Annotated in this window: 25 protein-coding genes; 2 read left to right on the top strand and 23 right to left on the bottom strand. The window is 62.0% G+C overall.

The annotated features are described in order from the left end of the window. Positions 1-27: 27 nt before the first annotated feature. From bamB to trmJ, 17 genes are all read right to left on the bottom strand, one after another. Complete coding sequence (gene bamB, locus AWR36_RS13170; protein ID WP_067085743.1) at positions 28-1,197, bottom strand: outer membrane protein assembly factor BamB; 1,170 nt, start codon at positions 1,195-1,197, stop codon at positions 28-30. Continuing rightward, entirely contained in the window at positions 1,194-1,919 is a 726-nt protein-coding gene (locus tag AWR36_RS13165) for a YfgM family protein (protein WP_067085741.1), read from the bottom strand. Before AWR36_RS13165 ends, bamB begins: the two co-directional genes overlap by 4 nt. A 99-nt stretch (positions 1,920-2,018) precedes the next feature. Beyond that, on the bottom strand, positions 2,019-3,281 hold the full coding sequence (gene hisS, locus AWR36_RS13160) for a histidine--tRNA ligase (protein WP_082679598.1): 1,263 nt from the start codon (positions 3,279-3,281) through the stop codon (positions 2,019-2,021). Between the two features lie 213 nt (positions 3,282-3,494). Continuing rightward, entirely contained in the window at positions 3,495-4,607 is a 1,113-nt protein-coding gene (gene ispG / locus AWR36_RS13155) for a flavodoxin-dependent (E)-4-hydroxy-3-methylbut-2-enyl-diphosphate synthase (RefSeq protein WP_067085736.1), read from the bottom strand. A gap of 169 nt (positions 4,608-4,776) precedes the next feature. Beyond that, positions 4,777-5,916: a helix-turn-helix domain-containing protein gene (locus AWR36_RS13150; protein WP_067085734.1), complete on the bottom strand. Its 1,140-nt coding sequence runs from the start codon at positions 5,914-5,916 to the stop codon at positions 4,777-4,779. Beyond that, positions 5,906-6,685 (bottom strand): type IV pilus biogenesis/stability protein PilW, encoded by a 780-nt coding sequence (pilW, locus tag AWR36_RS13145; protein WP_231745335.1) that lies wholly within the window; start codon positions 6,683-6,685, stop codon positions 5,906-5,908. Before pilW ends, AWR36_RS13150 begins: the two co-directional genes overlap by 11 nt. 83 nt (positions 6,686-6,768) lie before the next feature. Beyond that, the gene (gene rlmN, locus AWR36_RS13140; RefSeq protein ID WP_067085727.1) at positions 6,769-7,896 is read right to left on the bottom strand and encodes a 23S rRNA (adenine(2503)-C(2))-methyltransferase RlmN; all 1,128 of its coding nucleotides are present in this window, start codon (positions 7,894-7,896) and stop codon (positions 6,769-6,771) included. 57 nt (positions 7,897-7,953) lie between these two features. Then, the gene (ndk, locus tag AWR36_RS13135; protein ID WP_067086309.1) at positions 7,954-8,382 is read right to left on the bottom strand and encodes a nucleoside-diphosphate kinase; all 429 of its coding nucleotides are present in this window, start codon (positions 8,380-8,382) and stop codon (positions 7,954-7,956) included. A 209-nt stretch (positions 8,383-8,591) separates the two neighbouring features. Continuing rightward, positions 8,592-8,786 (bottom strand): Fe-S cluster assembly protein IscX, encoded by a 195-nt coding sequence (gene iscX, locus AWR36_RS13130; RefSeq protein WP_067085725.1) that lies wholly within the window; start codon positions 8,784-8,786, stop codon positions 8,592-8,594. A gap of 37 nt (positions 8,787-8,823) precedes the next feature. Beyond that, the gene (gene fdx, locus AWR36_RS13125; protein WP_067085723.1) at positions 8,824-9,162 is read right to left on the bottom strand and encodes an ISC system 2Fe-2S type ferredoxin; all 339 of its coding nucleotides are present in this window, start codon (positions 9,160-9,162) and stop codon (positions 8,824-8,826) included. 84 nt (positions 9,163-9,246) lie between these two features. Further along, positions 9,247-11,106 (bottom strand): Fe-S protein assembly chaperone HscA, encoded by a 1,860-nt coding sequence (gene hscA / locus AWR36_RS13120; protein ID WP_067085721.1) that lies wholly within the window; start codon positions 11,104-11,106, stop codon positions 9,247-9,249. Positions 11,107-11,108: 2 nt separating this feature from the next. Then, entirely contained in the window at positions 11,109-11,633 is a 525-nt protein-coding gene (hscB, locus tag AWR36_RS13115; RefSeq protein WP_067085718.1) for a Fe-S protein assembly co-chaperone HscB, read from the bottom strand. Positions 11,634-11,781: 148 nt separating this feature from the next. Beyond that, a complete protein-coding gene (gene iscA / locus AWR36_RS13110; RefSeq protein WP_067085717.1) occupies positions 11,782-12,105 on the bottom strand; it encodes an iron-sulfur cluster assembly protein IscA in 324 nt (107 codons plus the stop codon). 16 nt (positions 12,106-12,121) lie between these two features. Beyond that, positions 12,122-12,529 (bottom strand): Fe-S cluster assembly scaffold IscU, encoded by a 408-nt coding sequence (gene iscU / locus AWR36_RS13105; RefSeq protein WP_067085715.1) that lies wholly within the window; start codon positions 12,527-12,529, stop codon positions 12,122-12,124. 29 nt (positions 12,530-12,558) lie between these two features. After that, complete coding sequence (locus tag AWR36_RS13100) at positions 12,559-13,773, bottom strand: IscS subfamily cysteine desulfurase (protein WP_067085713.1); 1,215 nt, start codon at positions 13,771-13,773, stop codon at positions 12,559-12,561. A 69-nt stretch (positions 13,774-13,842) separates the two neighbouring features. Next, a complete protein-coding gene (locus tag AWR36_RS13095) occupies positions 13,843-14,322 on the bottom strand; it encodes a Fe-S cluster assembly transcription factor (protein ID WP_067085711.1) in 480 nt (159 codons plus the stop codon). A 110-nt stretch (positions 14,323-14,432) separates the two neighbouring features. Then, positions 14,433-15,212 carry a tRNA (cytosine(32)/uridine(32)-2'-O)-methyltransferase TrmJ gene (gene trmJ, locus AWR36_RS13090; RefSeq protein WP_067085709.1) on the bottom strand — a complete coding sequence of 260 codons (780 nt, stop codon included), beginning with the start codon at positions 15,210-15,212 and terminating at the stop codon, positions 14,433-14,435. 195 nt (positions 15,213-15,407) lie between these two features. Here trmJ and AWR36_RS13085 point away from each other — a divergent pair, with 195 nt between their 5' ends. Then, positions 15,408-16,211, top strand: a complete 804-nt coding sequence (locus AWR36_RS13085; protein ID WP_067085707.1) for an inositol monophosphatase family protein — start codon at positions 15,408-15,410, stop codon at positions 16,209-16,211. Between the two features lie 2 nt (positions 16,212-16,213). On the opposite strand, the gene AWR36_RS13080 is transcribed toward AWR36_RS13085, so the two are convergent. Further along, positions 16,214-18,226, bottom strand: coding sequence for a sensor histidine kinase (locus AWR36_RS13080; protein ID WP_067085705.1), 2,013 nt, complete (start codon positions 18,224-18,226; stop codon positions 16,214-16,216). Positions 18,227-18,899: 673 nt separating this feature from the next. On the opposite strand from AWR36_RS13080, the gene AWR36_RS13075 reads away from it, so the two are divergent. Further along, entirely contained in the window at positions 18,900-20,045 is a 1,146-nt protein-coding gene (locus tag AWR36_RS13075) for an acyl-CoA desaturase (RefSeq protein ID WP_067085703.1), read from the top strand. A 120-nt stretch (positions 20,046-20,165) separates the two neighbouring features. On the opposite strand, the gene AWR36_RS13070 is transcribed toward AWR36_RS13075, so the two are convergent. From AWR36_RS13070 to dinG, 5 genes are all read right to left on the bottom strand, one after another. Next, complete coding sequence (locus tag AWR36_RS13070; RefSeq protein WP_067085701.1) at positions 20,166-21,188, bottom strand: alpha-L-glutamate ligase-like protein; 1,023 nt, start codon at positions 21,186-21,188, stop codon at positions 20,166-20,168. 4 nt (positions 21,189-21,192) lie between these two features. Further along, the gene (locus tag AWR36_RS13065) at positions 21,193-22,725 is read right to left on the bottom strand and encodes an inactive transglutaminase family protein (protein ID WP_067085698.1); all 1,533 of its coding nucleotides are present in this window, start codon (positions 22,723-22,725) and stop codon (positions 21,193-21,195) included. Between the two features lie 65 nt (positions 22,726-22,790). Then, the gene (locus tag AWR36_RS13060) at positions 22,791-23,480 is read right to left on the bottom strand and encodes an ATP-dependent zinc protease family protein (RefSeq protein ID WP_082679597.1); all 690 of its coding nucleotides are present in this window, start codon (positions 23,478-23,480) and stop codon (positions 22,791-22,793) included. A 244-nt stretch (positions 23,481-23,724) separates the two neighbouring features. Continuing rightward, complete coding sequence (locus AWR36_RS13055) at positions 23,725-24,048, bottom strand: YqcC family protein (protein WP_067085694.1); 324 nt, start codon at positions 24,046-24,048, stop codon at positions 23,725-23,727. 56 nt (positions 24,049-24,104) lie between these two features. After that, complete coding sequence (gene dinG / locus AWR36_RS13050; protein ID WP_067085692.1) at positions 24,105-26,243, bottom strand: ATP-dependent DNA helicase DinG; 2,139 nt, start codon at positions 26,241-26,243, stop codon at positions 24,105-24,107. Positions 26,244-26,245 lie beyond the last annotated feature (2 nt).

Raw genomic sequence — 26,245 nt, 5'->3', positions numbered from 1 at the left:
GGAGACCAGCTCCGCCCGGGTAAACTTTTACTGGCGGCGCTCGAGGCGCAGGGCGACAAGCTCACCGCCATCAGACAGGGCAAACAGCAGGTCGCCATCTACCACCATCGGGATGCGCACCGGATCGCCATCGATCTTCTCCCGGCCGATGATCTGGCCGGTGGTCGGATCCATGGCGTGCAGGTAACCATCGAGATCTCCCACCACCAGTACGTCACCGAAGTAAGCGGGGCCGCTCAGCTCGCGACGCAACAGGTCATCGCTGCTCCACACGATCTGGCCACTGCCCACATTGTAGGCGTAGACACTGCCGCCGGCATCGCTCAAGTATACATTGCCCGCGCCCACGGCCACGCTGTGATGGGTCGACGCATCGCGGGCCCACAGGCCACGGCCGTCCTCGCGAGACAGTGCCACTACACGGCCCTGGTAGCTGGCGGCAAACACCAGGTCACCGCGCACTACCGGCGAGCCGTCAATATCCACTACCCGCTCCAGTTCCGCAGAGCCCTGCGGAATCGCCACACGCTGCTCCCAGCGGGGAATACCATCACGGGCATCCAGGGCGATCAGCTTGCCACTGTCGAGTCCAGCAAAGACTGCCCCGGCGGTGATGACCGGCGCTGCAGTGCCACGCAGGGTCAGTACCGGCAGAGTCGTGCTGTGGCTCCAGCGCTCGGTGCCCTCGCTTGCATCGAGGCCCACCAGCTTGCCATCCACGGTCTGTACCACGACCACGCCGGCGCCAACGGCGGGAGCGGCCACCACTTCACTGGAAAGCTGATGGGTCCACAGCTCGCTGCCGTTATTCAGGTCCAGGGCGACGACCTTGCCGCGATAATCGGAGACGACCGCAAGGCCGAGCCCCACGCCGACGCCACCGCTGAGGGGCACGTCGAGGTCCACTTCCCATTGCTGACGGCCGCTAGCGCGATCCAGCGCCTGTACTTCGCCGTCACTGCTGGCGGCGACGACTTTACCGTCGCCGATGGCCGGCTGCAGCATGGCATAGCGCTTGCTGTCGATATCGCCGATGTTTTCGGACCAGACTTCACGCAGTTCCACCGTGGGGTTGATATCCACCAGCTCGACCGGATCCGTGTCCTCTTTTTTCTCGTCATTGGACGCGCAGGCGGCCAGGGTTGCCGCCAGCGCGACTGCGACCGAGCGCGTCAGGGTCCGTGAAAAAAATCTCATTGCTCGTCACTCTCCTGTGCCGGTTCCGGCTCCGCGGTGGCGTCCTCCGCCGCGCTTTCATCTGCCGCCGCCGGGGCGACGCTTTCCGCCTTGAGGCGCAGCAACTGCGCGCCGCCGGCCTGCTCTGCGGGCAGCTGGGCCAGCGCCTGCTGGTAGGCCTCATGGGCAGCCGCTTCATCACCTTTTTTCAGCAGGATATCGCCGCGGGTCTCTGCGAACAGTGCCGCGAATGCCGCGGGCACGTTGCCCTCCAGCAGCTTCAATGCTTCATCCGGCTGGCCCCGCGCCGCCAGCACCGATGCCAGGCGACGGGTAGCCAGCAACTTGAGGGACTCCTCGGAGGTGTTGTCCCGCACCCAGCGCAGCTCACTGGCGGCCGTCTCCAGGTCGTTGTCGCTGGCCGCCAGTGCCGCCAGACGCAGGGCCGCCTGGCTGGCATAGATCCGTCCGGAGAACTCCTCTTTCAGCTGCTGCGCCAGGCTCTTGGCGGTGGTCAGCTGCTTGTTATCGGGCTGCCCTTCGTTGGCGCTGACGGCCTCAATGAAGCCCTGGTACAGATCGGAAGAAGCCTCAGCCTTTTCCCGCTCTGCCCCCTGCCACCACTGAAAGCCGAAGTAACCGGCCAGTGCCAGTACCACGCCGGTAACAATGCCGCGGCCATTTTCCTGCCACCAGCGCTTAATCGTTTCTATTTGTTCTTCTTCTGTCAGATGATCAGCCATTGGTAAATTCGCCTTTCCTGTAAATTCTTCATACTTCCAGTGGAGCGATATGCTCGCTCCCGCCGACTGCTCGTCAGCTTTGCGGTTATGTGCCGCCACTCACCCCTGCAGCAGCGGGGCTAGCTCGGCCAGGCTCACGGTCTGCTGCGGCTGGTCTGCGCGCAGGAACTTCACCGTTACCTGCCCGGCGACCGCCTCGTCCTCACCGATGATGAGGGCAAAGTCCGCATTGCTCTTGTCAGCCTTCTTCATCTGGCTCTTGAAGCTGCCACCACCGCAGTGGGTCTGCAAGCGCAGCCAGGGCAGCTCATCGCGGACTTTCTCCGCGGCAGCCAAAGCCGCCGATTGTACATCACCCACGGCAACCAGGTACGCATCCACCGGTTGATCCAGTCCCTCGGGCAGTACTTCGAGGGTCTCGAGCATCAGTACCAGGCGCTCGACACCGAGGCCAAAGCCCACCGCCGGGGTCGGCTTGCCGCCCAGCTGCTCCACCAGGCCATCGTAGCGGCCGCCGGCGCATACGGTTCCCTGGGCACCGAGGCTATCGGTCACCCACTCAAAAACAGTCTTGCCGTAGTAGTCGAGCCCCCGGACGAGGCGCGGGTTGATCTCATATTCCACCCCGGCGGTATCCAGCATTTCCCGCAGGCTGCTGAAATGCGCCGCTGACTCGTCGTCCAGGTAGTCCAGTAGACACGGGGCATCCGCCAGCAGTTCCTGAGTCTGGGGGTTTTTGCTGTCCAGGATACGCAGGGGATTCTTTTCCAGCCGGCGCTGGCTGTCCTCGTCCAGCTGATCCCTGCGCTCGGTCAGGTAGCTCACCAGGGCGTCCCGGTAGGCAGCCCGGCTGGCGCTGTTGCCCAGGGAATTGAGTTGCAGGGTGACGTGCTCGGCGATACCCAGCTGCCTCCACAGCCGCGCCGTCATGATGAGGATTTCCGCATCCACATCGGGCCCCTCGATACCGAACACCTCGACACCGAACTGGTGAAACTGGCGCAGGCGCCCCTTCTGCGGGCGCTCGTAGCGGAACATCGGGCCGAAGTACCAGAGGCGCTGGGGAGTGCTCAGCAGGCTGTTCTGGATGGCAGCGCGCACCGTTCCCGCGGTGCCTTCGGGGCGCAGGGTGACACTGTCACCACTCTTGTCCTCGAAGGTGTACATCTCTTTTTCAACGATATCGGTGGCCTCACCGACCGCACGACTGAAAAGCTGGGTCGCCTCCAGGTAGGGGGTGCGGATCTCACTGTAGCCGTAGCGGGCGAAGAGCTCGCTCACTGTGCTCTCAACATACTGCCAGACCGGGGACTGCCCCGGCAGCAGGTCGTTCATGCCGCGAATTGCGCGAAGCTGTTTCAAGGTTTGTCCTTAAGGGTTTTCTGTTCTCGGGTTCGAGTGGGCTCGAAGCTCTGTGGCGGCACTGCAAGCGGTTACCTTTGCGAGACACGCCGTGAATCCATCCATGGAGGCTTGTCGGCCGGGTCCCTCGGGCCGACAGTCCCGCAAAGGTAACCGCTCACAGAGCCTTCACATCAAGAGCCGACAGTAAGCTCGGGGCTGGACCCACGCTCGTTACGCCTTGGCGATGATATCTGCCTCGCGCTCCGCCTTTTCGTTGGCTTTTTCGCGAATCAGACGCTCGAGGTCATCCACCAGGTTGTCATTTTTCATTTTGTGGCTGGGCTTGCCGTCCACGTAGATTGCATGGCTCGGGGTACCGCCGGTAAGGCCGACATCCGCCTCTTTCGCTTCACCCGGGCCGTTGACGATGCAACCGATGACCGCCACGTCCAGCGAAGTGGTCACATCCTCAAGTCGCGTCTCCAGCTCGTTCATGGTCTTCACCACATCGAAGTTCTGGCGCGAACAGCTGGGGCAGGCGATAAAGTTGATGCCCTTGCTGCGCAGGCGTAGGCTCTTGAGCAAATCCCAGCCGACTTTCACCTCTTCCACCGGATCGGCGGCGAGGGAAACCCGCAGGGTATCGCCAATACCGTCCAGCAACAGCGCACCCAGGCCAATGGCGGACTTCACCGTGCCCGAGCGCAGACCACCGGCTTCGGTGATCCCCAGATGCAGCGGCTGCTCGATCAGCTTTGCCAGCTTGCGGTAGGCGGCGGTGGCCATGAAGATATCGGAGGCTTTCACGCTCACCTTGAAGTCGTGAAAGTCCAGTCCGTCGAGAATCTCCACGTGCCGCAGGGCGGACTCCACCAGGGCATCCGGGGTCGGCTCGCCGTATTTCTTCTGCAGGTCCTTTTCCAGTGAACCCGCGTTAACACCGATACGGATGGGGATATTCAGGTCCCGGGCCTTGTCCACCACCGCACGAATGCGGTGTTCACGACCGATATTGCCCGGGTTGATGCGCAGGCAATCCACACCCAGATCCGCCACACGCAGGGCGATGCGGTAATCAAAGTGGATATCCGCAACCAGCGGTACCTCGACCTGTTTCTTGATTGCCCCGAAGGCTTCGGCGGCATCCATGCTGGGCACGGATACCCGCACGATGTCCGCACCGGCATCCTGCAGACGGCGGATCTGGCCGACGGTGGCATCGACGTCGCAGGTATCGGTGTTGGTCATGCTCTGCACCGAAATGGGCGCCCCGCCACCAACAGGCACATCACCCACCATAATCTGGCGGGACACGCGGCGGACAATGGGTGACTCAAATTGCATAGGTCTGACCTGGCGGTTTCGCAGAGTGAAAAATCGAGGGGCAATTATAAAGGTGCGGAGCGCACAAATCAGCATCAGTGCGATGCCAACTCATTCGCACCGGGGAGGCCAGCGGTCGACAGGCCCCGGAGAGTAGTTGGCCAGCCACCCGGGCCGGCCACAAGGGAGCTTATTCGCCGACAGTCAGGCGGCGGGTACGGCGGCTACCGATCGGCTCACTGGGCACCAGCTGGTCACGGTAGCGGACCTCGGTGCCGGCAGCATTGCCGAGCATCAGGCTGAACGGCGGCTGACCTTCGAGTGTCACCTGTGACCCCTGCGCCTGCAACTTGGCCAGCAAAACCTTGCCGCTTGCGTCCTTGACCTCGATCCAGGCTTCTTGAGAGAAACGCAGTTCGAGTGCCTCGCTGGCTGCTTCTGCAACCGGGGCTGCCGACGGTGCAGTGGCGGCAGCGGGGGCCGGATCAGCTGCGGCTTCGACAGCGGAAGCCGCCGGCGTTTCAGGCTCGGCCACCTCTGTCACCTCAACCCCGATCTCCGCCACGGCATCGTCGGCGGCTACAGGAGCCTCGGATTCTACGGCCTGCAGGCTCGTGCCCGCCTGCGCGGACAGTGCCTCGTAGGCGGCAACATCTGCCACCTCAAGTGCGGCTGCCGACGGGGACTCAATGGCGGTGTCCGATAACTCCGGTTCTGAGGCTGCCACAGCAACCGCTTCCCCGGCTGCCCCGACCTCTTCCGCCTGCAGCGGCTCTGCCGCGATCGGCTCTGCAGCCTGCTCAGTAAAGCCTTGCAGATCGCCCACCTGCTCACCCTGCTGGACAGCCTGATCGTCGGCCAGAGCCTCCATGTTCATGGATGGTGTGGCGAGATCGCGCCCCTGAAACCACCAGAAGGCAGCGGCAACCAGCACAAGAGGCAACAGGGCCAGAAGGCCAAACCCACCCTTGCGCCCTGGCTCGAGCGCCGGCCCCCTGCTGACGTGCTCGATAATTGCCCGACTCTCCTCCTCAGCCGCACTGTAGCCGGAAAAGGCTTCCAGTACCGGCTCGGCATCGACGCCGAGCTCCTTACAGGCATTGCGGATATACCCGCGAACATAAAGGGCACTGGGAAGGCGGTCGTACTCGTCCCGCTCGAGCAGCTCCAACTTGTTGCCGGTCATGCGCAGGCGGGAAGAGAGCTCTTCAAGGGATAGACCGGCCGCTTCGCGGGCAGTGCGAAGCTGGGTACCGGGGGAGGGATGCTCCTCGCGGAGCTCAGCAGATTGCGTGGACGCTTGCGCGTTTTCGACTACTTTATCCGTCATTGGCCATCATCTTCTTGTATTCCAGCGCTTCCGCTGAATAGGGATACAGGTTCCTCAGGGCCAGGGCGTAGCTGCGCTCCTTGTCCCGGTTACCAAAGATTTTTTCGATGCGGATACCCAGCCACAGGGACTGCGGTACCTGCCGGTGCTTGTCGCTGTACAGGTCCAGGTATTGCTTGGCCTGGGCGTAGGCACCGGCCTCGTACTTGATTTCCGCCAGCTCCAGCAGCGGCTGCGGCAGGCTGTCGTTGAGTGCCAGCGCGCGGATAAAGGCTTTTTCAGCCTCCTCGGTCTTGCCGAGTTTCACCGCGGCGCGACCATAATTCGTCAGGGCGTAGGAACGGCGCTTATAGGTCAGATCCTGAGAGGCTTCCTCAAACTGCTCGAGAGCCTCTTCATACCGAGCCTGGCGATAGAGAAACACACCGTAGTTGGTTTGGGCCATGGAGAAGTCGTCCCCATAGCGCAGGGCCTTGCGAAAATGGTCCTCGGCCACATCCAGCTCACCATCCGCCTGGTACAGCATCGCCAGACCGTGGTGGGCATCGGGATTGCGCTTGCCCAGCTCGAGTGCCTTGTTGAAGTGGTAGCGGGCGATATCGCGGTTTTCACCGGACTGCAGATAGCGCAGCCCCAGCTGCACATGGGTTTTGACCGCCTTATCCAGGTCAATCTCCTTGCGTTCCGGCAGACCGGTAGTCACGCAACCGGACAGCAGGACGCCGAGAAGAAGACCTGCCAGCGGCAGGGAGAGGGATTTGGCCAACACTACATCACCTTTTATTTTTCTGGGAGCACACCCCGGCGATGCGCCGTTGGGCGGCCGGCACTCGGGGCCGACCGGGAAAAGCGCTAGCCGACGATTCGGACCGGGCGCTCGGCATTGCGGTAGCGCTCAGAGCGGCGTGTGCGATCGTTCACACTACCGGCCAGCTGGCCGCAAGCCGCCGCGATATCGTCACCGCGGGTGGTGCGCACGGTTACCGTAAACCCTTTGTCCAACAAAATCTGCTGAAAGCGTCGCAAAGCGTTGTTGCTCACCCGCTGATAGTCGGACAGATCAAACGGATTGAAGGGTATCAGATTTATCTTGACAGGCACATCGCGCAGGAGTTCTGCCAGCTGCTCCGCGTGCTCCGGCCGGTCGTTGACCTCGCGTATCAGCGTGTACTCGATGGTCATTTTGCGGTGCGTATCCGGCATCTGCTCGATGTATCGCTTGGCACTGTCCAGCAGCATGGCAATCGGATACTTCTTATTGATGGGCACCAGCTCGTTGCGCAACTCGTCATTGGGCGCATGGAGGGAGATGGCCAGGCTCGCGTCGGTCACCTCAGCCAGCCGATCCAGTGCCGGCACCACACCGGAGGTGCTCAGGGTTACCCGGCGCTTGGAGATACCGTAGGCATTGTCCTCCATCATCAGGTTCATTGCGTCAACCACGTTATCGAAGTTGAGCAGGGGCTCACCCATACCCATCATCACCACGTTGGTAACCTTGCGCGGACCTTTTGGCTGCAGCTGGCCGAAGGACTTACAGGCAATCCACACCTGACCAATGATCTCGGCCGCGGTCAGATCCCGGTTGAAGCCCTGCTTGCCGGTGGCACAGAAGCTGCAGTCCAGCGAGCAACCCACCTGGGAGGACACACACAGGGTGCCGCGGTCCCCGTCGGGGATATAGACAGTCTCGATGGCGCTGCCGCCCTCTACCTCGATCAGCCACTTGCGGGTGCCATCAGAGGAATCCCACTGCTCCAGCACCTTGGGGGCACGGATCTCGGCCATCTCTGCCAGCTTCGCGCGCAGCGCTTTGCTGACATTGGTCATCTGTTCGAAGTCATCGACCCCGTTCTGGTGAATCCACTTCAACACCTGCACCGCGCGAAAACGTTTTTCGCCCAGGGAATCGAAAAACGCCGCCAGCTTGTCCAGCGACAGGCCCAGCAGGTTCACTTTTTCGGTTTGGCTTGTAGTCATGGAATCACCTCGGGAGGAGTCTGCGCCGGCCGGTCGGCCGGCGCGAAGTGGCGCGGATCAGGCGCGCGGGCAGATCTCGTCGTCTGCAAAGAAGTAGCTGACTTCGCGCTCAGCGGAAGCGGCGGAGTCGGAGCCGTGCACGGCGTTGGCGTCGATGCTCTGGGCGAAGTCGGCGCGGATGGTGCCAGCTTCAGCTTCCTGCGGGTTGGTGGCACCCATCAGGTCACGGTTAGCCTTGATGGCATCTTCGCCTTCCAGAACCTGGACTACAACCGGACCGGAAGTCATGAAATCGACCAGATCTTTAAAGAACGGACGCTCTTTGTGCTCGGCGTAGAAGCCTTCAGCCTTCTCGCGGGACAGGTGCATCATTTTCATGGCAACAATACGCAGGCCGGCTTTCTCGAAACGGCTTTCGATTTCGCCAATGACGTTCTTGGCTACCGCGTCCGGCTTGATGATGGAAAGAGTGCGCTCCAGGGCCATGATTTTCTCCAATTTCAGTGTTTGCGTTTTACATACAGAAAGAGCAACCGCAGTTGCTCCTCCCTGAATTCCTGTTTCTTTCACCCTTCGCATTGTGCGAAAAGCGATCAACCGCCATCTGCGGCGGGCGGATTATACGGGGAATTGCTCGAGTTTTGTACTCAAACAACCGCCCCACTCCGCAAAATCTACGCGACAGAACCGGTCGGTCAGTCGGCCTCCTCAATCCAGGCAGCCTGAATCGCCTCCAGGATCTTCTCACCGCAGCGCGCCGGATCATCGTCAAAGCCGGGCAGCTCGATCACCCAGTTGCGCAGGTCGACAAAGTTCACCCGCAGGGGGTCGACATCCGGGTGGGCTTCCACCAGCTCGATGGCGATGTCGTTGATATCCGTCCATTTCATCCGTCAATCTCCGTTGGCGACAGCGATGACCGCTTCGTCAGTGTTTTTCCGAAACCTGGTTGATGGTGTACTTGGGAATCTCGACCACGAGATCCTCATCGTCCACGATGGCCTGGCAGGAGAGACGGGATTCCGGCTCCAGGCCCCAGGCCTTGTCCAACAGGTCCTCTTCCAGCTCGTCCGGCTCATTCAGGGAATCGAACCCCTCCCGGACGATCACGTGACAGGTGGTGCAAGCACAGGACTTCTCACAGGCATGCTCGATCTCGATACCGTGTTCCAGCGCCGCATCACAGACACTCACGCCGTTCTCCACTTCGACTACCTTGCCATCCGGGCAGATCTCGGCGTGGGGCAAAAATACGATTTTAGGCATGGGCTTCCAACTCGCTATGGTCTCAATGGCGTCGCCGCACGAAAGTGGCGACAGCGGCGGTTCTCTATCTACGGGAACCGCGTGTTATTGATCAAATTCATCCAGGGTATGGCCCTGCATGGCCCGCCGGATGGAGGCATCCATACGGCGCGCGGCGAAGGGCTCGGACACCTCATTGAGCGCCTCGATACGCTCATGAATCTCCTCGGCGTCACCACCGTTATGGGCCAGGCGCAGGGCCTCCATGGCACGCTCCATGGCATCCAGCTCTTTTTCACTCAGCAGCTCTGCACCATTTTCCTGCAGGGCCACCAGTAGCGCCTCCAGTGCGCGTTCCGCTTCCACCTGCGCCTCCCGCAGGGCCCGCGCCGCCATATCCTGCTCGGCATGGGCATAGGAGTCCTTGAGCATGCGGGTGATGTCCTCGTCCTCGAGCCCGTAGGAGGGCTTGACGGTAATATCTGCGCTGACACCGCTGCTCTTTTCCATGGCGGTCACCGACAGCAGACCGTCGGCATCTACCTGGAAGGTCACCCGGATGTGGGCCGCGCCGGCCACCATGGGTGGAATACCCCGCAGCTCAAAACGAGCCAGTGACCGACAGTCGTTCACCAGCTCCCGCTCGCCCTGCACCACGTGGATGGCCATGGCGGTCTGGCCGTCTTTGAACGTGGTGAACTCCTGGGCCTTGGCCACCGGGATGGTGGTATTGCGCGGGATCAGTTTCTCCGTGAGCCCGCCCATGGTCTCGATACCGAGTGACAACGGGATCACATCCAGCAACAACAGATCCTCACCGGACTTGTTGCCGACCAGCACGTCCGCCTGCAGGGCCGCGCCGATGGCGACCACCTGATCCGGGTCGATTTCCGCGTGGGGCTTGCGGCCGAAAAATGCTTCTACCCGCTCGCGCACCCGCAGGGTGCGGGTGGATCCCCCCACCAGCACCACTTCACCAACCTCTTCGACAGCCAGGTCGGCGTCACGGAGCGCCCGCTTGCAGGCACGCAGGGTCTTGTCGATCAGAGAATCGAGAATCTCCGCCATGGCAGCGCGATCGAGAGTGCCGCGCCAATCGCCGTAGCTCACGCTCACGGACTCTTCGATTGCCAGTTTTTCTTTTGCGGAGCAGGCAGTATCCAGCAACGCCCGCTGTGTCTTCACGTCCAGGTCCGTGCCCAGTCCGGCCTGTTCGGCAATCCAGCTGGCAATGGCGCGGTCGAAGTCATCACCACCGAGCGCCGTGTCGCCGCCAGTGGACAGCACTTCGAAGACGCCTTTGGACAGTCGCAGGATGGAAATATCGAAAGTGCCGCCGCCCAGGTCGTAGACGGCGATGACACCCTCCTCGCCCTGGTCGAGACCGTAGGCCACTGCCGCGGCAGTGGGCTCGTTGAGCAGTCGCAGGACATGCAGACCGGCCAGGCGCGCCGCGTCTTTGGTGGCCTGGCGCTGGGCATCGTCGAAATAGGCCGGCACGGTAATTACTGCACCGTCCAGCTCTCCGCCCAGCGCTTCACTGCCGCGCTGGGCGAGCACTTTGAGGATCTCTGCGGAAACCTGCACCGGATTCACGCTGCCTGCCACTGTCTCGATCTGCGGCATACCGCCATCGCTGTCGGCGAACCGGTAGGGCAACTGCTCACCAAAACTCTTCACGTCGGCAACACCCCGCCCCATCAGGCGCTTGATGGAGAGCATGGTGTTGTAGGGATCAGCAGCAGCACGGGCACGGGCGCCGGCCCCCACAGACACACCTTCGGAGCTGTAGTGGACTGCGGAGGGCAGAATCACACTGCCATCGGCTGCCGCGACCGCCTCGGTAGAACCGCTGCGCACCGTTGCCACCAGCGAGTTGGTGGTACCGAGATCGATACCCACCGCGCGTTTGCGCTGATGGGGCTCGGGAGTCTGGCCGGGTTCGGAAATCTGCAGTAGCGCCATGTTCAATCCAGTAAATCTTCTTCCAGTTCTTCAACCTGCCGCTGCAGCTTCGACAGAAACTGCATCTTCAGCAGGGAATTTTTCGCATCTTCCAGTTGGCCACCAGCAAAAGCCGAAGCAAAGACCTGCTGCTCGGCCCTGAACAGCCCGCCCACCTCGTCGGCGAGATCGTCCAGTGCCGCGGCGGGATCCGCTGCGTCGCGCACCTCTTCCAACTGTTCCCGCAGCATCATCTGCTGCATCAGGAAGTCCGCATCGGCGGTGGTCTGCTCGGGACTCACTTCCACACCGGCCAGCGAGAGCAGATAAGCGGCGCGCCGCACCGGGTCGCGCAAGGTGGTGTGGGCCTCGTTGATTCGCGTCGCGTATTGCATGGCCAGCATCTGCTCGCGGGAGGACTTCGAAGCGTACTTATCCGGGTGAAACTCCCGCTGTAGCTCCCGGTAACGCTGGGACAGGGCCGACCGGTCCACTTCGAAAGCGGGCTTGAGACCGAAAATATCGAAATAGGTCTGCTGCTCCGACATATCTGCCCTCTATCCTCAATTGATCCGGCACCCGCCGATCACCCGGGTTATCGTGAGCGACGCACGGTGCGAAAGGGTTTCCATTGAACACCAAGAAAAAAGGCCGGCCTGCACAAAAGCAGCCGGCCCCGTTTGCGCTGCAGCTGCTTCACACGTGGAAGCTTTCGCCGCAGCCACACTCATTTTTCACATTGGGGTTGTTGAACGCGAAACCCTCGTTCAACCCTTCCTTGACGAAATCGAGCTCGGTTCCGTCCAGGTAGGCCAGGCTTTTCGGGTCAACCACAAGCTTGACACCGCCCTGCTCGAAGACCTCATCCTCGGCTTCCGCCTGATCGACGAATTCGAGCACATAAGCCATGCCCGAGCATCCGGCAGTGCGCACACCAACCCGGATACCGATACCCTTCCCGCGTTTGGTCAGCTGGCGCGCAACATGTTCCTGAGCCGCGGCCGTCATGGTAATTGCCATTATTTCGCCTTACTGCTTATTCGGCCGCTTCTTCCTTCACTGCCTCGCCGCGCTTCTCGCGGATATTGCGCACCGCGGCTTTAATCGCGTCCTCGGCGAGAACCGAGCAGTGGATCTTCACCGGCGGCAGGGCCAGCTCTTCGGCAATGGCAGTGTTCTTGATCTGCTCTGCCTCATCGATGGTCTTGCCCTTTACCCACTCGGTCAGCAGGGAGCTGGAGGCAATGGCGGAACCACAACCGTAGGTTTTAAATTTTGCATCCTCGATCACGCCGTTGTCGTTGACTTGGATCTGCAGGCGCATTACGTCGCCACAGGCGGGAGCACCGACCATACCGGTGCCCACGTTTTCCGCCTTGTCATCCATGCGGCCAACGTTGCGGGGATGCTCGTAGTGATCGATGACTTTGTCGCTATAGGCCATGACTTTTCTCCTAACTCTTGCTGGTGCGCTTAGTGGGCGGCCCACTCAATGGTGTTCAGGTCGATACCGTCTTTGTACATATCCCAAAGCGGCGACAGTTCGCGCAGCTTTTCGACGGCCTTGCGTACTTCCGCAGCAGCGGTATCCACCTCATGTTCAGTCGTGAAGCGACCAAAGCTGAAACGCAGTGAGCTGTGGGCCAGCTCGTCGTTTACGCCCAGGGCTCGCAGCACGTAGCTTGGCTCGAGGCTCGCAGAGGTACAGGCGGAGCCGGAGGAAATCGCCAGGTCCTTCAGGGACATGATCAGGCTCTCGCCCTCCACGAAGGCAAAGCTCACATTGAGGATGCCGGCCACGCGTTGCTCCCAGGAGCCATTCACGTGAACTTCTTCCATGTCCTTGATCTGATCCCAGAAGCGATCGCGCAGGGCGAGGATGCGCTTGCTCTCCGCTGCCATCTCTTCTTTGACGAGACGGGCGGCCTCACCCATGCCGACGATCTGGTGCGTCGCCAGCGTACCGGAACGCATACCACGCTCGTGGCCACCACCGTGCATCTGGGCTTCCAGGCGCACCCGCGGCTTGCGGCGCACGTACAGGGCACCGATACCCTTGGGGCCGTACATCTTGTGGGCGGAGAAGGACATGAGGTCCACTTTCATCTCCGCCAGATCGATGGGCAGCCGGCCAGCGCTCTGGGCGGCGTCCACATGGAAAATCACTTTGCGTGCGCGACAGAGTTCACCGATCGCGGCGATATCATTGATTACACCGATCTCGTTGTTGACGTGCATCAGGCTGACGACAATGGTGTCGTCGCGCATCGCCTCTTCCACCTGCTCCGGATAGACAATGCCGTCCTCGCGCGGATTCAGGTAGGTCACTTCAAAGCCTTCGCGCTCCAGCTGGCGGCAGGTATCCAGCACCGCTTTGTGCTCGATCTTTGAAGTGATGATGTGCTTGCCCTTGCCCTGGTAAAAGTGCGCAGCACCTTTGATGGCCAGGTTGTCGGACTCGGTGGCGCCGCTCGTCCACACGATTTCGCGCGGATCGGCATTCACCAGCTCCGCCACATGACGGCGCGCATCTTCCACGGCCTCTTCAGCCTTCCAGCCGAACAAGTGGGAGCGGGATGCCGGGTTACCGAAGTTACCCTCCATCGTCAGCTGGTCCGCCATTTTCTTGGCCACGCGCGGGTCCACCGGGCAGGTAGCGGAATAGTCCAGGTAAATGGGAAGCTTCATATTCAAATCTCTCTGCGCACTAACTCTGGTTGCTCATGTGCTCTGTTTCAGCTGCGCCGGACCGCCCGCTTAGAGGCCGCCGAGCACCGCCACTGTCTCTTCTTTCACTGCCTCGCGCATGTCCTGCCGGCGCGCGACCTCCTGAACTTCGGCCCGGGCGACGAGGTCGGCCAGGCTGATACCACTCAGGAAACTGTGAATCTGGGCGCTGAGGTCACACCATAAATAGTGTGTGAGACACTGCTCACCGCCCGCGCAATCGCTGTTACCGCCACAACTGGTGGCATCCACCGACTCGTTGACCGCATCGACGATCTGCGCCACGAAAATCTCTGCGCCGTCCCGCGCCAGGCGGTAGCCGCCGCCGGGACCGCGCACACTCGATACCAGCCCCGACTGCCGAAGCCGGGAGAAGAGCTGCTCCAGATAAGAGAGAGAGATGCCCTGGCGCTTGGAAATATCCGCCAGGCTAATCGGCCCGCGACCGGCATGCAGTGCCAGATCCAGCATTGCTGTGACCGCGTAGCGGCCCTTGGTTGTCAAACGCATTTCAGCTCCCGACTGTGGTACAGCCCTTACGAACGGCCGCGAGTATGGAATAACCCACCTACACAGTCAAGTATATACCCGGGTACTCCACTCAGGTATTGATCGCCACTTCAGGAATCGGGCCGCCCCTTGCCACCGGTGCGGTGAATATAGTTCTGGATGGCGGTCAGCATGCCGCGCAAAATGCCCAGCTCCATATCGTCCGGCCGCACGCGACTGAACAGTCGACGCAGGCGGGTCATGGTCTGGCGGGGATTGTCCGGATCGATAAAACCGAGCTCCCCGAGCGCTTGCTGCAGGTGCTCGTAGTACAGTTCCATATCGCTCGCCTTCGCGGGCGGGCGATCCCAGTCGGCGTAGCTGATCGGGGCGCCCTGCTCCGCCTCCAGCGCGGCCATCCGTACCTCGTAGGCCAGCACCTGCACGGCGGTGGCAAGGTTGAGGGAGCTGTATTCCGGATTGGCGGGAATATGGACGTGGAAATTGCAGGCCTGCAATTCCTCGTTGGTGAGGCCACGGTCCTCGCGGCCAAACACCAGGGCAACAGGATGGCTGGCCGCCTCTGCCACAGCCCTCTCGCCGCACTCCCGCGGGGTCAGCAGGGGCCACGGAATGCGGCGCTCGCGGGCACTGGTGGCGACCACGAGGCCGCAATCCGCCACCGCATCCTCCAGCGTATCGACCACCACAGCGCTCTCCAGCAGGTCTGCAGCGCCGGCGGCACGCCAGATCGCATTGGCGGCGGGAAACTCCCGCGGCGCCACCAGGTAGAGCTGACTCAAGCCCATGTTCTTCAGGGCGCGGGCAGCACCACCGATATTGCCGGGGTGGGCGCTGTTGACCAGCACGACGCGGATATTATCGAGAGCGGACATGGGGGACTGAGCCATCTTGCTGTTACCGAGGTTGGCCGGTGGATGCGCAGCGCACAAACACCCTAAACTTCGCCTATGAGTTACGGCGGCGCGCGAGTGTAGCAAAATTGCACAGGAATCCCTACAATCCGCGCACCCGGCAAGCCCGGCCCCGGAGGTCCCTACGCCTCCCGCTTTTTAACCCCGAAACCACACAGTGCGGACTTAGTTATGGAACCCATGCTGAACATTGCCCTGCGCGCGGCGCGCAAGGCCGGAGAACTGATCGAGCGGTCCTGGGAGCGCAGCGACCTGACCAGGCTCGAGGAAAAGGGCCGCAACGATTTCGTCACTGAGGTGGATCGGGCCAGCGAGCAGGAGATCATCTATCACCTGCGTAAAGCCTATCCAAAACACAGCATCCGCGCTGAAGAGAGCGGCATCCTCGAGGGTGCCGAGCCGGACTACGAGTGGATCATCGACCCTCTCGACGGCACCACCAACTTTATCCACGGCGTTCCGCAGTTCTGCATCTCCATTGCCTGCCGCTACCGCGGTCGCATCGAGCACGCCGTGGTTCTGGACCCCATCAAGCGCGAAGAATTCACCGCCAGCCGCGGCCGCGGTGCGGCCCTGAATGGCCGCCGCATCCGTGTCTCCCCGCGCCAGGGGCTGCGCGGGGCGCTGATCGGCACCGGCATTCCCTTCAACGGCCCGGCGCTGGAAAATATCGACCCGTACCTGACCGCCCTGAAAGAGATCGCCGGCCAGACTGCCGGCATTCGCCGCCCGGGTGCCGCAGCCCTGGACCTGGCCTACGTGGCAGCAGGACGCTTCGACGGTTTCTGGGAGATGTACCTGAATGAGTGGGATATTGCAGCCGGTGCCCTGCTGGTAAAAGAGGCCGGTGGACTGATCAGTGACTTCCGCGGCGGTGAGGATTACCTGGATTCCGGCCACCTGGTATGCGGCTCACCCAAGGTGTTCAAGCCGCTGCTGCAAATCGTCGGCAAGAACCTGGGCAGCATCCGCTGATACTACCCTTCTTCCTGAGCGCCCGCGCCCGATTTTTCCAGGGCCCGGGCAAGTTCTGCCGGGCCGTACTCTGTCGGCAGTGTGGCATCGACCGCATCACAGCCTCCCCCGCCCACCTCAATCAGCCGGATGCCGGCAGTGCGCGGATCCCCACTGAACACCTCGGACAGATCCGCTGCGGATAATCCCGGCACGCTGCTGTCGAAGAGCACCGCATCCACATCGCGGCTGCGTGCGGTGAAGATGGCCTCCACCACATCGGCGGCCACCAACAACTTTACCTGAGGGGCATCTGCCAGGACCCCGCGCAGTCGCGCGACCGCAGCCGGACGATTTTCCACCACCAGCAAACAGCACTCTGGAAAGGTAAGCGCTTTCCCCGGCTCGGGACGCAGCCTCAATACATCGCTCGGGGCATCAATCAGGGGAAATTCGATCCAGAACACCGACCCCTGGTCTTCGTGGCTATCGAAATCGATACGCCCCCCCATAGCCTCCGTCAGCCGCTTGGCGATTGCCAGCCCCACACCGGTGCCCTCAATCTGACTCTTTTCCGCGCCGAGTCGATTAAACGGCTCGAAGACCTCGCTGCGCCGCTCCTCGGCAATACCCGAGCCGGTATCGAGGATCGAGAGCCGCAACCAGCCCTCCGACTGCGGGGCAAAGTTCATGACAACGCGCCCGCCCTCCCGGTTGTACTTGACCGCGTTGCCAGCGAGATTGAGAACCACCTGCTTGAAGCGTACCGGGTCCACGCGAATGAATGCGGACTCCCACCCGAGGGGCTCGAAGATCAGCGAGACCTTGCGCGTCTCCGCCAGCGGCTCCAGCAGGCGCTTGCAGTCATTGACGAGACTCGCCGGCTGCACTGCCTCCATGGCAGGACCTACGCGGTTCGTATCGATACGGGCGAGCTCCAGCACGTCCCCAACGAGATGCAGCAGATGCTGCCCGGCACGGCGGATTTCCAGCAGGCGCTTCCGTTGATCGGTACTCAGGGTCTGGTCCAGCTCCACCATCTGGCTGTAACCGAGAATGGCATTGAGCGGGGTGCGGAGCTCGTGGCTGAGGCTGAACAGCAGGCCCGCGCGGTGCTCGCTCTCACTGCGCAGGCTCTGCAGCTCCCGCTCCGCCCGTGAGAGCGCTTCGCGACCACTGGTGACATCCTGCAGGGTACCCAGCACACGGAGCGGCTCATCCTTGCGGTTGCATTGCACCTGTCCCCTGCAGCGAAGCCAGACGATGCTGCCATCCCGATGCCATAGCCGGTACTCCACATCCAGCGGGATTCGCTCCTGCACATGATCCTGCATCGCCTGTTTGAGCCGGTCGTAATCCTCCGGCAGGATGCGGCGCTTCCACAGCTTCAACCCGCTGCGCGGGTCGGCATCCATGGTACCGGGCTCGAAACCGATCAGCGCCCAGCAGGCATCGTCCAGCAGCACTTCATCCGCGCGCAGATCCCATTCCCACAGGCCATCGCCAACGCCTGCCAGAGTCTGCAGCGGACGATCGGCGGGCAGGCTCGCGGCATCCCGCCCCGCCAGGGATTCGGTGTAGTCGGCGCAGCCGCCAATAACAAAGTGGGCCAAATTGCCGGCCGAGCCCCGGGGCTCGAAGGAGCGCGCCCAGATACGCAGCCAGCGCAGGTGACCCGAGCTGTCGTAAGCACGGAAAGTGGCGTCGGCCAGCCCACCGGGGCGCTCGAGCCGCCCTCGCATCGCACTCAACCGGTCACGATCATCAGAGTGCACCAGCGCAAGGGCCTCACCGGCAAAGAGCTTCTCTACAGCCCGGCTGCTTTCGGGGTTGAATTGGGACCACACCGCGCCCTCCGCGCGGCACAGGCCGGACTGGGGATGCCACTCGAAATAACCCGAGTCCACATCCAGCAACAGTCGCTGCAGGTAGTGAACCTGACTGCGCAAGGCCTCTGCGTCCAGGCTTTCCAGCTCGTCCAGAGCCGCCAGTTGCAGGGGTCCATCGGTGACTTGATCAGGGGGGAGCTCAGACACGCTTGCCACTTTTTAGTTGTTGAGCCGGCAAATGGCTCTGCGAGTCAAGTGAAGCACTAAACCGGCGCCAGTAAAAGAGCCGTGAGGTATCGCCAGAGTGCTCTGTGGTCACAGGGTTGACCCGCTGTAAATGATTGCCAGTGAGGATCAGGCAAAAAAAAGGCCCCGCAAAGCGGGGCCTGAATCAGCGATGATGAGAGAAAACGGGAAGACACGCAGTGTTATAAACCGTCTGTCGACCCCTGGCCGACGCGCTGTCATAAACCCCGTGAGGGATTCCCGGAGCGCGGGTCTCGCGACCCACACTCTGGTATTTGCAACCGCCATGCCAAGTTTGCCACACCCGGGCTATCGCCTCCTTCCGGGCCATGCAATAAGCGTTTTCAAACCTTGGCTGCCATTTTCCATCCGCAAACGACCGTTTCCTGTTGTCGCTGGCCCTTCCCGTGATCCAAGTCGGCACAGTTTTCCTCTACTACGCACCAAAAGTACGCAGCCGTGACCAAATGCGCAAATCTAGTCCTATTAGTGCCGGCACGGGGGTGCCATACTCATGCCGATCGGTTAGGATCAGAGTCAGCAGTGGAAGTCTCGCGCGAGGTTGCCGGCAGCAAGGCCGACCTGCCCGTTTACGGGCCACCTGACCGCTGCAGCGCATAACGAAGGTTGTAAAATGAAGACAGTTTCCGAGGCCCCAAGAATCTGGGTCACCACCATATTATTCGCCACTACCGCCCTGGTGGCCCTCACACTTGTCCCCCTGTACGGCATCTTGCATGGCTACCAGTGGCAGGCCTGGGCGGCCTTCGCCGTTTACGGCGCTCTCTGTGGACTCTCCATCACGGCGGGCTACCACCGCCTCTGGTCCCACCGCACCTACGAGGCGCACTGGTCCCTGCGCTGGCTGTTCGCCCTGTTTGGTGCCGCCTCGCTGCAGAACTCCATCCTGATCTGGTGTTCCGGCCACCGTCGCCACCACCGCCATGTGGACGATAATGATCACGACCCCTATTCCGCCAAGCGCGGCTTCTGGTTCTCCCACATCGGCTGGATGCTGCGTGACTACCCGAGCGGCAAGGTGGATTTCGACAACGCCAAAGACCTGCAGCGTGACAAGATTGTCATGTTCCAGCACAACCATTACATCCCGATCACCCTGGCCATGAACATCGGCCTGCCGCTGCTGCTGGGCCTCTGGGCCGGCGACATCATCGGTATGCTGCTACTGGCAGGCGTTCTGCGGATAGTGGTCAACCACCACACCACCTTTTTCATTAATTCCCTGGCGCATATCTGGGGTCGTCGCCCCTACACCGATGAGAACACCGCCCGCGACAACGACCTGCTGGCGTTCTTCACTTTCGGCGAGGGCTACCACAACTACCACCACATCTTTCAGACCGACTACCGCAACGGTATCCGCTGGTACCACTGGGACCCCACCAAGTGGTTGATCAAGACCGCCAGCTGGGTGGGCCTGGCCCGCAACCTGAAGACCGTTCCCGCCATGCGTATCCAGCGCGCCATGCTGGACATGCAATTCAAGCGGGCGGAGCAGAAGCTGCAGCAATCCAGTCACAAGGACAGCTGGCGCGAACTGCTGGAGAAAGAAGCGCAGGAATTTTCTGCCGCACTGGGAGAGTGGAAAGAGCTGCAGTCCCGCCGTTACGAAAACGCGCGCGAGCGTCTGCTGGCCAAGTGGGAAAGCGCAGCGATTCGCACCCGCGTCAAAGAGCTGGAATACAGCCTGAAGATGCAGCGCAAGCGTCTGTCCATCATGATGGATCAGTTCCACCTTTCCCCGGCAGCCGCCACCTGATCGGCCTCCCCGGGAAAACGCAGAGAGGCGAGCCACCAGGCTCGCCTTTTTTATGCCTCGAAAAAGCTCGAATCAGGGTGCGGGATTCCGCCGGCCTGTGCCGCAACAGGTGTGGACGGGTCAGGCAGAGGCCGCCTGCTCCAGGGTGCGGGCCGCAGCGAACTCCTGCATGGAATAGCTCACACGCTCCTCCACGGACTTTTCCAGCTGCTCCAGATCCATGGCCTCGACATGCTTCAGGCGGGTGCGCAGGCCTACGCCATTGGCCACCTGAATTGCCAGACCCGGGCGCGCGTTGGCCTCGAGCAGCAGGGGACCGCGTTTGCGATCCAGCACGATATCGCAACCGAGGTAACCGAGGCCTGTCATCTCGTAACACCTGGAGGCCAGGCGCAACAGGTCGCGCCAGCCGGGCACAACCAGCTCGCCGAAGGGCATTTCCGTGTCGGGGTGACGACTGATACGCAAACCACGCTGCACGGCGTGGCAACTCTTGCCCGTGGCCAGGTCGATGCCCACACCCACGGCGCCCTGGTGAAGGTTCGCCTTGCCATCCGAGGAGTGCGTGGAGCAGCGCAGCATCGCCATCACCGGGAAACCGCGGAAGACGATGACACGGATATCCGGCACTCCCTCGAAGGAGTACTTGTCGAACACCGGATCGAAATCCACTAGGGCTTCAATCATTACCCGGTCCGGCTTGCCGCCCAGACTGTAAAGGCCACTGTGAATATTGCTGACATGACGGAGGACGTCTTCGCGGGTCACTGCCGCGCCGGAGGGCTTGAGATAGGTGTCGCCCTCCCGGCCGACCACCACCAGAATACCCTTGCCGCCGGAGCCCCGCGCGGGCTTGATCACGAACTGCCAGAGCGGGTCGATGACCTCCAGCACCCGGCGGCGACTGGGCTGGCTTTCGAAGGCGGCGATCAGCTCCGGCACCTGGATACCGTGTCGCCTGGCCGCGTGCTTGGTGTTCAGCTTGTCATCGACAATAGGGTAAAGATCACGGTCGTTGTAGCGGGCGATGTAGTGCACGTTGCGTGCGTTCATGCCCAGGACACCGAGACGCCGGAGGGCAAACGGGGATACAAAACCTCCCCGTAGCTTGGCGACAAACTGACTGAAATCAAACCGACCCATCGATCTAGCGCACCAGCTGGCGGAAACGCATGAGCTCACCGAGTCGGTAGCCGGTGTAGTTGCCCACAATCAGGATAAAGCCCAGCAATACCAGCAACAGTTCCGGGAAGTTGAAAGTCCAGTGTTCGACAAAACGGTTCGTCATCACCCACCAGGCCAGCACCGCCACCAGCAGGCTGCCGCCCGCCTGAACCACTACTTCGTAGGGCCCGTCCTCCTCCCATACGATCGACATTCGCTCGATGGTCCAGGCGAGAATGATCATCGGGAAGAAGGTCACCGTCAGCGCCTGCTCGATACCGAGTTTATAGCTCACGACACTGATGGCCCCCATTAATATCACCACGGTGACCACCACCGCGGCGATCCTCGCCACAAGTAACAGGTTGAGCCTGCTCAGGTAGAAACGCACCCACAGGCCCAGCACCAGAATCAACACGAAGATGGCCAGGCCGGTGAACAGTCGCGTCTCGATGAAGGCGATAGCCAGCAGCACCGGCATAAAGGTGCCGGAGGTGCGCAGCCCCACAAAGACGCGCAGCAACACCACCACCAGCGCGCCCACGGGTACCAGCAGGATCAGCTTGAAAATACTTTGCTGCTCGATGGGCAGGCTGTAGATGGAGAAGTCCACCAGCGCCTCTTTCTCGTTGCTGGTGCTGAGCATCGCTACATCCCGCGCGGGGACGTCGTTTGAGATCACAGAGAAGGTCACGCGGGAATTGCGCCCCCCCTCCACGTCCAGCAGGCTCTTACCACCACGCTGCCAGATAAAGAAGTTTTTGGGCACGCCCGGGTTGCCGGTGTTGGGCTCGAACACCACCCAGCGGCGGCCGTCATAGACTTCCAGCAGGTCCTCCGGATCCAGGCGCCGGCGATCATCTTCCAGATACAGGCCGCGGATGCGGTGGGCCGGAATGTCCGCCGCCGCCAGCACCAGCAGGGCTACATCAACCAGGGTGCGATCCTTGTAATAGCCAAAGATCAGGTTGCGATCCTGGTTGCGGGGGTCATTGAGGGCAGTGAGGAGTTGTCCGGTGAATGTCTTGGTGTCGGCCGAGCGCTCGCGGGCACTACCGACAAGGCTGTAGATCGCCTGTCGCACCGCCTCCTGCTCACGGGCACCGAGAAAGGGCGTCTCCACCTCGGTGCTGAGTTCCAGTGGCTGCTCCAGTGGAGCCCCGGGGGTCTGGTGCACGTCCAGCTGGTAAAAAAGGGACTGGTTACCGGTCGCCGAGCGACGCGACCACACTGCGCGGTACTCGTTATCGTCGCGGACGATGTTGAAGCCATAGCCGGAGGAACTGAACGTTTCTCCCAGCACTTCCATATTGCGCTGTGCGCGGGGCAGCGTCAGGGAGGCTTTGACCGGCCCACCCTCTGCGGTGAAGCGCACCTTGGCCTCGATGGTCCAGACCGTGCGGTACTCGCCCGGCAGCAGCGGGAAGCCCAGCTCCTGGTTTTTGTAAATGGTCAGGCCGGCGCCCATCAGCGCGAGCAGTGCGGCAAGAATATATACCTGAGCGCGTGGCGACATTCGCCAGTCCCCGTTTGCAAGCGGGGACGATTATACCCGTCACCCGCGGTTAGCATTTTCCGTTGTTATTTTGGCGCTGGTGGACGCGGCTGCCCCTGCACCTTGCGACGGCTCACATCGACCACCGCCGCGTCCTTCAGAAAGTTGCGTCCCACCAGCAGGCGGTAATCCAGGCTGGTGCGGTCAGTCAGGTTCACCTCCACCATATGGGTGACCTCGCCGACGGTCAGGCTCATATCCACCACCGGTCGGCGCTGGGTATCAAAACCCGGCCTAGCCACGCGCACATAGCGTTTGACCGGCAGTTCCACTGAGAGAGCGTCATCTTCGTCGCCGACGCTCACTTTGAAGCGCACCCATTCCTTGCCGTCCCGCTCAAAGGGCTTCAGCCCACCCACACTCAGGGAGGACGTGGGGGCGCCGGTATCGATCAGGGATTCCAGCAGCAGGCCGCCTGGCTCTATGGCCACCATCTCGACGCTGCCGAGCACCAGCTTGTCCTTGGCGACGGGCACTTCGACGACTTTCTCAAACGTTCGTTCAATGACCCGTTCAACGACTTTGACTTCGGGCTCTGCGCAGACGACCTCCTGTACCGGTGGACACTGCTGTGCCGCTTCCGGCAATGCGGCAGTTTCAGCTGGAGCAGTGGCCTCGACAGCCGCCGGGGAGGATTTTTGCCAGGGGAAGTGAAGCGACTCGCAACCACCGATAAGCGGTGCAAGCAGCAGTAGGATTAAAGGAGAAGTCCGCATTCTTGTTAACTACCTTGGGCCACTTGGCCGTCCATTTGCGATCATCGCAACCTGGCTTTCCGTGCTTCTCTGACGCCGGAGAGATCCCGTCCCCGTTTTGCGCAAAAGGCGGATATTACCGCATCCATGCCTCACCTGAACAGCGACCGACCATCCAGACATCGTCACTTCATTGCCATTCCCTGCCACGAAGGGTGAATTGAGAGGGGCAGTATAGACCTGCAGCCCGCTCTATCACTGACCTTCAGCCTTGCTGGAGCCGCGCATCGATGTCTGCCAGCAATTTGATCAACGGTTCGGCGCCATCGGTATTGCGGAAAAATTCCTCCGCAACCGGGGCGATACCACACTGCCGGGGCAAGGGCTGCTCCAGCTCGATCAGCTGGCTCATACGCGGCAGGAAAATGAACTGCAGCCACTGCGGCAGGGTGAGGGTATCGACACAGAAGGGCTCCGTGCTGGCCAGCGCCTCCGGCGCCGGGGGCTCGGCCTGCCAGAGGTCCTGGCGGCGCAGCTCCATTTCGAGCTGCAGCAGCTGGTCCGAGACTTCCAGATAAATCGATTGCATCAGCAACTCCGTGCGGGGCTAACCCCATGATTAAAACAGCTCGTCACCACATCTCTCTAAACGATATGACGGGTAAAGGGCGGCAGCGAATCGAGAATGGCGCGGCCGTAGCGACGGGTCACGACTCGGCGATCCAACAGGGTCACCGTGCCCTCATCCTTTTCTGTCCGCAGCAGGCGGCCGCAGGCCTGCACTAATTTCAGTGCGGCGTCGGGAACCGTGATCTGCATGAAGGGATTGCCACCGCGCGCCTCGATCCACTCCGCCAGTGCCGCCTCGATGGGATCGTCCGGCACGGCAAATGGCAGCTTGGCGATTATCACATGGCGACAGTAATCCCCGGGCAGGTCCACCCCCTCGGCAAAACTGGCGAGGCCGAACAGCACACTGCGCCCGCTGCCGTCCACCGCTTCCCGGTGCAGCTCCAGCAGCCGCTGCCTGGACTGCTGCCCCTGCATCAGGATGCGATTGCGCCAGGTCCCGGGCAGGGATTCATATACGGTTTCCATCTGCCGGCGGGAGGAGAACAGCACCAGCGCACCGCCACCCCCCTCCAGGAGTTCCGGCAGGGCGTCAATCACCGCGTCGGTGTGGGCGTCGGCGTTGCCGGCGTCCACGGCGCAGGACGGGACCTGCAGCTGTGCGCGGGAAAAATCGAACGGACTCGGCACCACCTGGTAACTGGCATTGTCGGGCGTGCCGGCGCGCATCTTGAGCCGGTCGAAGCGCCCCAGCGCCGTCAGTGTTGCAGAGGTCAGCACCGCACCAAAACAGCGCCGCCAGAGGCTGTATTCCAGGGTCTTGCCGGCCAGGATCGGTGAGCTGCATACCTCGAAGTCCGTCGAACCGCCCCAGTCCACCAGCGTCACCCAACGGGCCTGGGGCAGCGCCCCCTCCGCATCCGCGCGTGCGTAATTGGCCCATAACTGCAGATTCGCCTCTGCGCGGCCATACCAGCTGCCCAGCTGGGGGTACCAGCGCTCCAGGTCCACTGCCGGCACAGGCGAGTGCGGGTCATCCAGCAGCCGCTGGGCCGCCTGCAGCATCTTGCCCAGCAACGCCTCCAGCTCATCAAAATCTTCCCGCAGCTTCTCAGCCAGCTGCATCAGGGACTCGGGTACCACGCCCCCTTCGAAGCGGTGACGGACTGTATTGCCCCGCTCGTCCTCGAACTCACACAGGTCCTCGATCAGCGGCCACATCTGCTCCAGGCCCTGTTTGGCCGAGGTCAGCACCGCAGGCAGCTGCTCGCCGCAGCGATCGATCTCGGCGCCGTCACCGATCTCACCCAGCATCTGGCCGAGATTCTTGTTGGCCTGGTCGAGCCAGCCGCTAGAGGCGCCGACCCGGCTGTGATGGGAGAAGTGGTTGAGCGCCTTGTCGGGCAGGTGATGGGCCTCATCGAGGATGTAGATGGACTCCTCCGGCGGCGGCAGGATAGCCCCGCCGCCCAGGGCCAGGTCTGCGAGCAGTAGGTCGTGGTTGGCGACGATCACCCGGGTCTTCCCCAGGCTCTCCCGGGCGCGAAAGAAGCTGCAGTTGGTCACGTGGGGACAGCGGCGGCCGCTGCACTGGCGGTGGTCGGTAGTCACCCGGCTCCAGTCCTCGACCTCGATGGTGTCGGACCAGTTGTCCCGATCGCCGTCCCAGGACCCGGTTGCCAGTTTGTCCGCCATGTCGCGATAGAGCTTGACGCTGCCCTCGCCCACCTGGGGCAGTTCGTCCTCGTACAGGCCCATACTGGCCCCGGCACCACCCTCACTGAAACCGGAGAGCAGCTGGTCGAGCTTGCTAAGGCAGAGATAACGCCCCCGGCCCTTGGCCAGGCTGAAATCGAACTCGAGCCCGCTGTGGCGGGCCACTTCCGGCAGATCCTTGTGGATGATCTGCTCCTGCAGGGCCACGGTCGCGGTAGACACCACCAGTGTTTTTTCGTGCGCCTGTGCCAGGGGAATGGCAGCCAGCAGGTAGGCGACGGTCTTGCCGGTGCCGGTGCCCGCCTCCACCACACAGATGTGTTCACCGTCGGTCTTTTCCCGGTCGCGTTCACCGGCACCGTCGTGGGCAATTCCACCCAGCGTACGGGCGATGGCGGCCACCATCAGCTTCTGCCCGTAGCGGGCCTGCAGGGAGCGGCCGGCCAGGAACTGACTGTACGCGGACTGGATGGATTTCTTCTGTTGATCGCTAAGCACAG

It is taken from the genome of Microbulbifer flavimaris (assembly GCF_001641755.2).
Taxonomy (GTDB): domain Bacteria; phylum Pseudomonadota; class Gammaproteobacteria; order Pseudomonadales; family Cellvibrionaceae; genus Microbulbifer; species Microbulbifer flavimaris.
This window is presented reverse-complemented; position numbering and strand designations above follow the sequence as displayed.

Excerpts from the sequence above, each read along its gene's own strand:
- hscB (WP_067085718.1), bottom strand. The coding sequence starts at position 11,633 with ATGTCGGAGCAGCAGACCTATTTCGATATTTTCGGTCTCAAGCCCGCT.
- AWR36_RS13055 (WP_067085694.1), bottom strand. The coding sequence starts at position 24,048 with ATGCAATCGATTTATCTGGAAGTCTCGGACCAGCTGCTGCAGCTCGAA.
- iscX (WP_067085725.1), bottom strand. The coding sequence starts at position 8,786 with ATGAAATGGACGGATATCAACGACATCGCCATCGAGCTGGTGGAAGCC.
- rlmN (WP_067085727.1), bottom strand. The coding sequence starts at position 7,896 with ATGACTACAAGCCAAACCGAAAAAGTGAACCTGCTGGGCCTGTCGCTG.
- ispG (WP_067085736.1), bottom strand. The coding sequence starts at position 4,607 with ATGCAATTTGAGTCACCCATTGTCCGCCGCGTGTCCCGCCAGATTATG.
- AWR36_RS13100 (WP_067085713.1), bottom strand. The coding sequence starts at position 13,773 with ATGAAGCTTCCCATTTACCTGGACTATTCCGCTACCTGCCCGGTGGAC.
- AWR36_RS13070 (WP_067085701.1), bottom strand. The coding sequence starts at position 21,188 with ATGGGTCGGTTTGATTTCAGTCAGTTTGTCGCCAAGCTACGGGGAGGT.
- AWR36_RS13085 (WP_067085707.1), top strand. The coding sequence starts at position 15,408 with ATGGAACCCATGCTGAACATTGCCCTGCGCGCGGCGCGCAAGGCCGGA.
- bamB (WP_067085743.1), bottom strand. The coding sequence starts at position 1,197 with ATGAGATTTTTTTCACGGACCCTGACGCGCTCGGTCGCAGTCGCGCTG.
- AWR36_RS13065 (WP_067085698.1), bottom strand. The coding sequence starts at position 22,725 with ATGTCGCCACGCGCTCAGGTATATATTCTTGCCGCACTGCTCGCGCTG.
- fdx (WP_067085723.1), bottom strand. The coding sequence starts at position 9,162 with ATGCCTAAAATCGTATTTTTGCCCCACGCCGAGATCTGCCCGGATGGC.
- iscU (WP_067085715.1), bottom strand. The coding sequence starts at position 12,529 with ATGGCCTATAGCGACAAAGTCATCGATCACTACGAGCATCCCCGCAAC.
- AWR36_RS13150 (WP_067085734.1), bottom strand. The coding sequence starts at position 5,916 with ATGACGGATAAAGTAGTCGAAAACGCGCAAGCGTCCACGCAATCTGCT.
- hscA (WP_067085721.1), bottom strand. The coding sequence starts at position 11,106 with ATGGCGCTACTGCAGATTTCCGAACCCGGCCAGACTCCCGAGCCCCAT.
- AWR36_RS13165 (WP_067085741.1), bottom strand. The coding sequence starts at position 1,919 with ATGGCTGATCATCTGACAGAAGAAGAACAAATAGAAACGATTAAGCGC.
- AWR36_RS13060 (WP_082679597.1), bottom strand. The coding sequence starts at position 23,480 with ATGCGGACTTCTCCTTTAATCCTACTGCTGCTTGCACCGCTTATCGGT.
- ndk (WP_067086309.1), bottom strand. The coding sequence starts at position 8,382 with ATGGCCCTGGAGCGCACTCTTTCCATCATCAAGCCGGACGCGGTAGCC.
- AWR36_RS13075 (WP_067085703.1), top strand. The coding sequence starts at position 18,900 with ATGAAGACAGTTTCCGAGGCCCCAAGAATCTGGGTCACCACCATATTA.
- AWR36_RS13095 (WP_067085711.1), bottom strand. The coding sequence starts at position 14,322 with ATGCGTTTGACAACCAAGGGCCGCTACGCGGTCACAGCAATGCTGGAT.
- trmJ (WP_067085709.1), bottom strand. The coding sequence starts at position 15,212 with ATGGCTCAGTCCCCCATGTCCGCTCTCGATAATATCCGCGTCGTGCTG.
- iscA (WP_067085717.1), bottom strand. The coding sequence starts at position 12,105 with ATGGCAATTACCATGACGGCCGCGGCTCAGGAACATGTTGCGCGCCAG.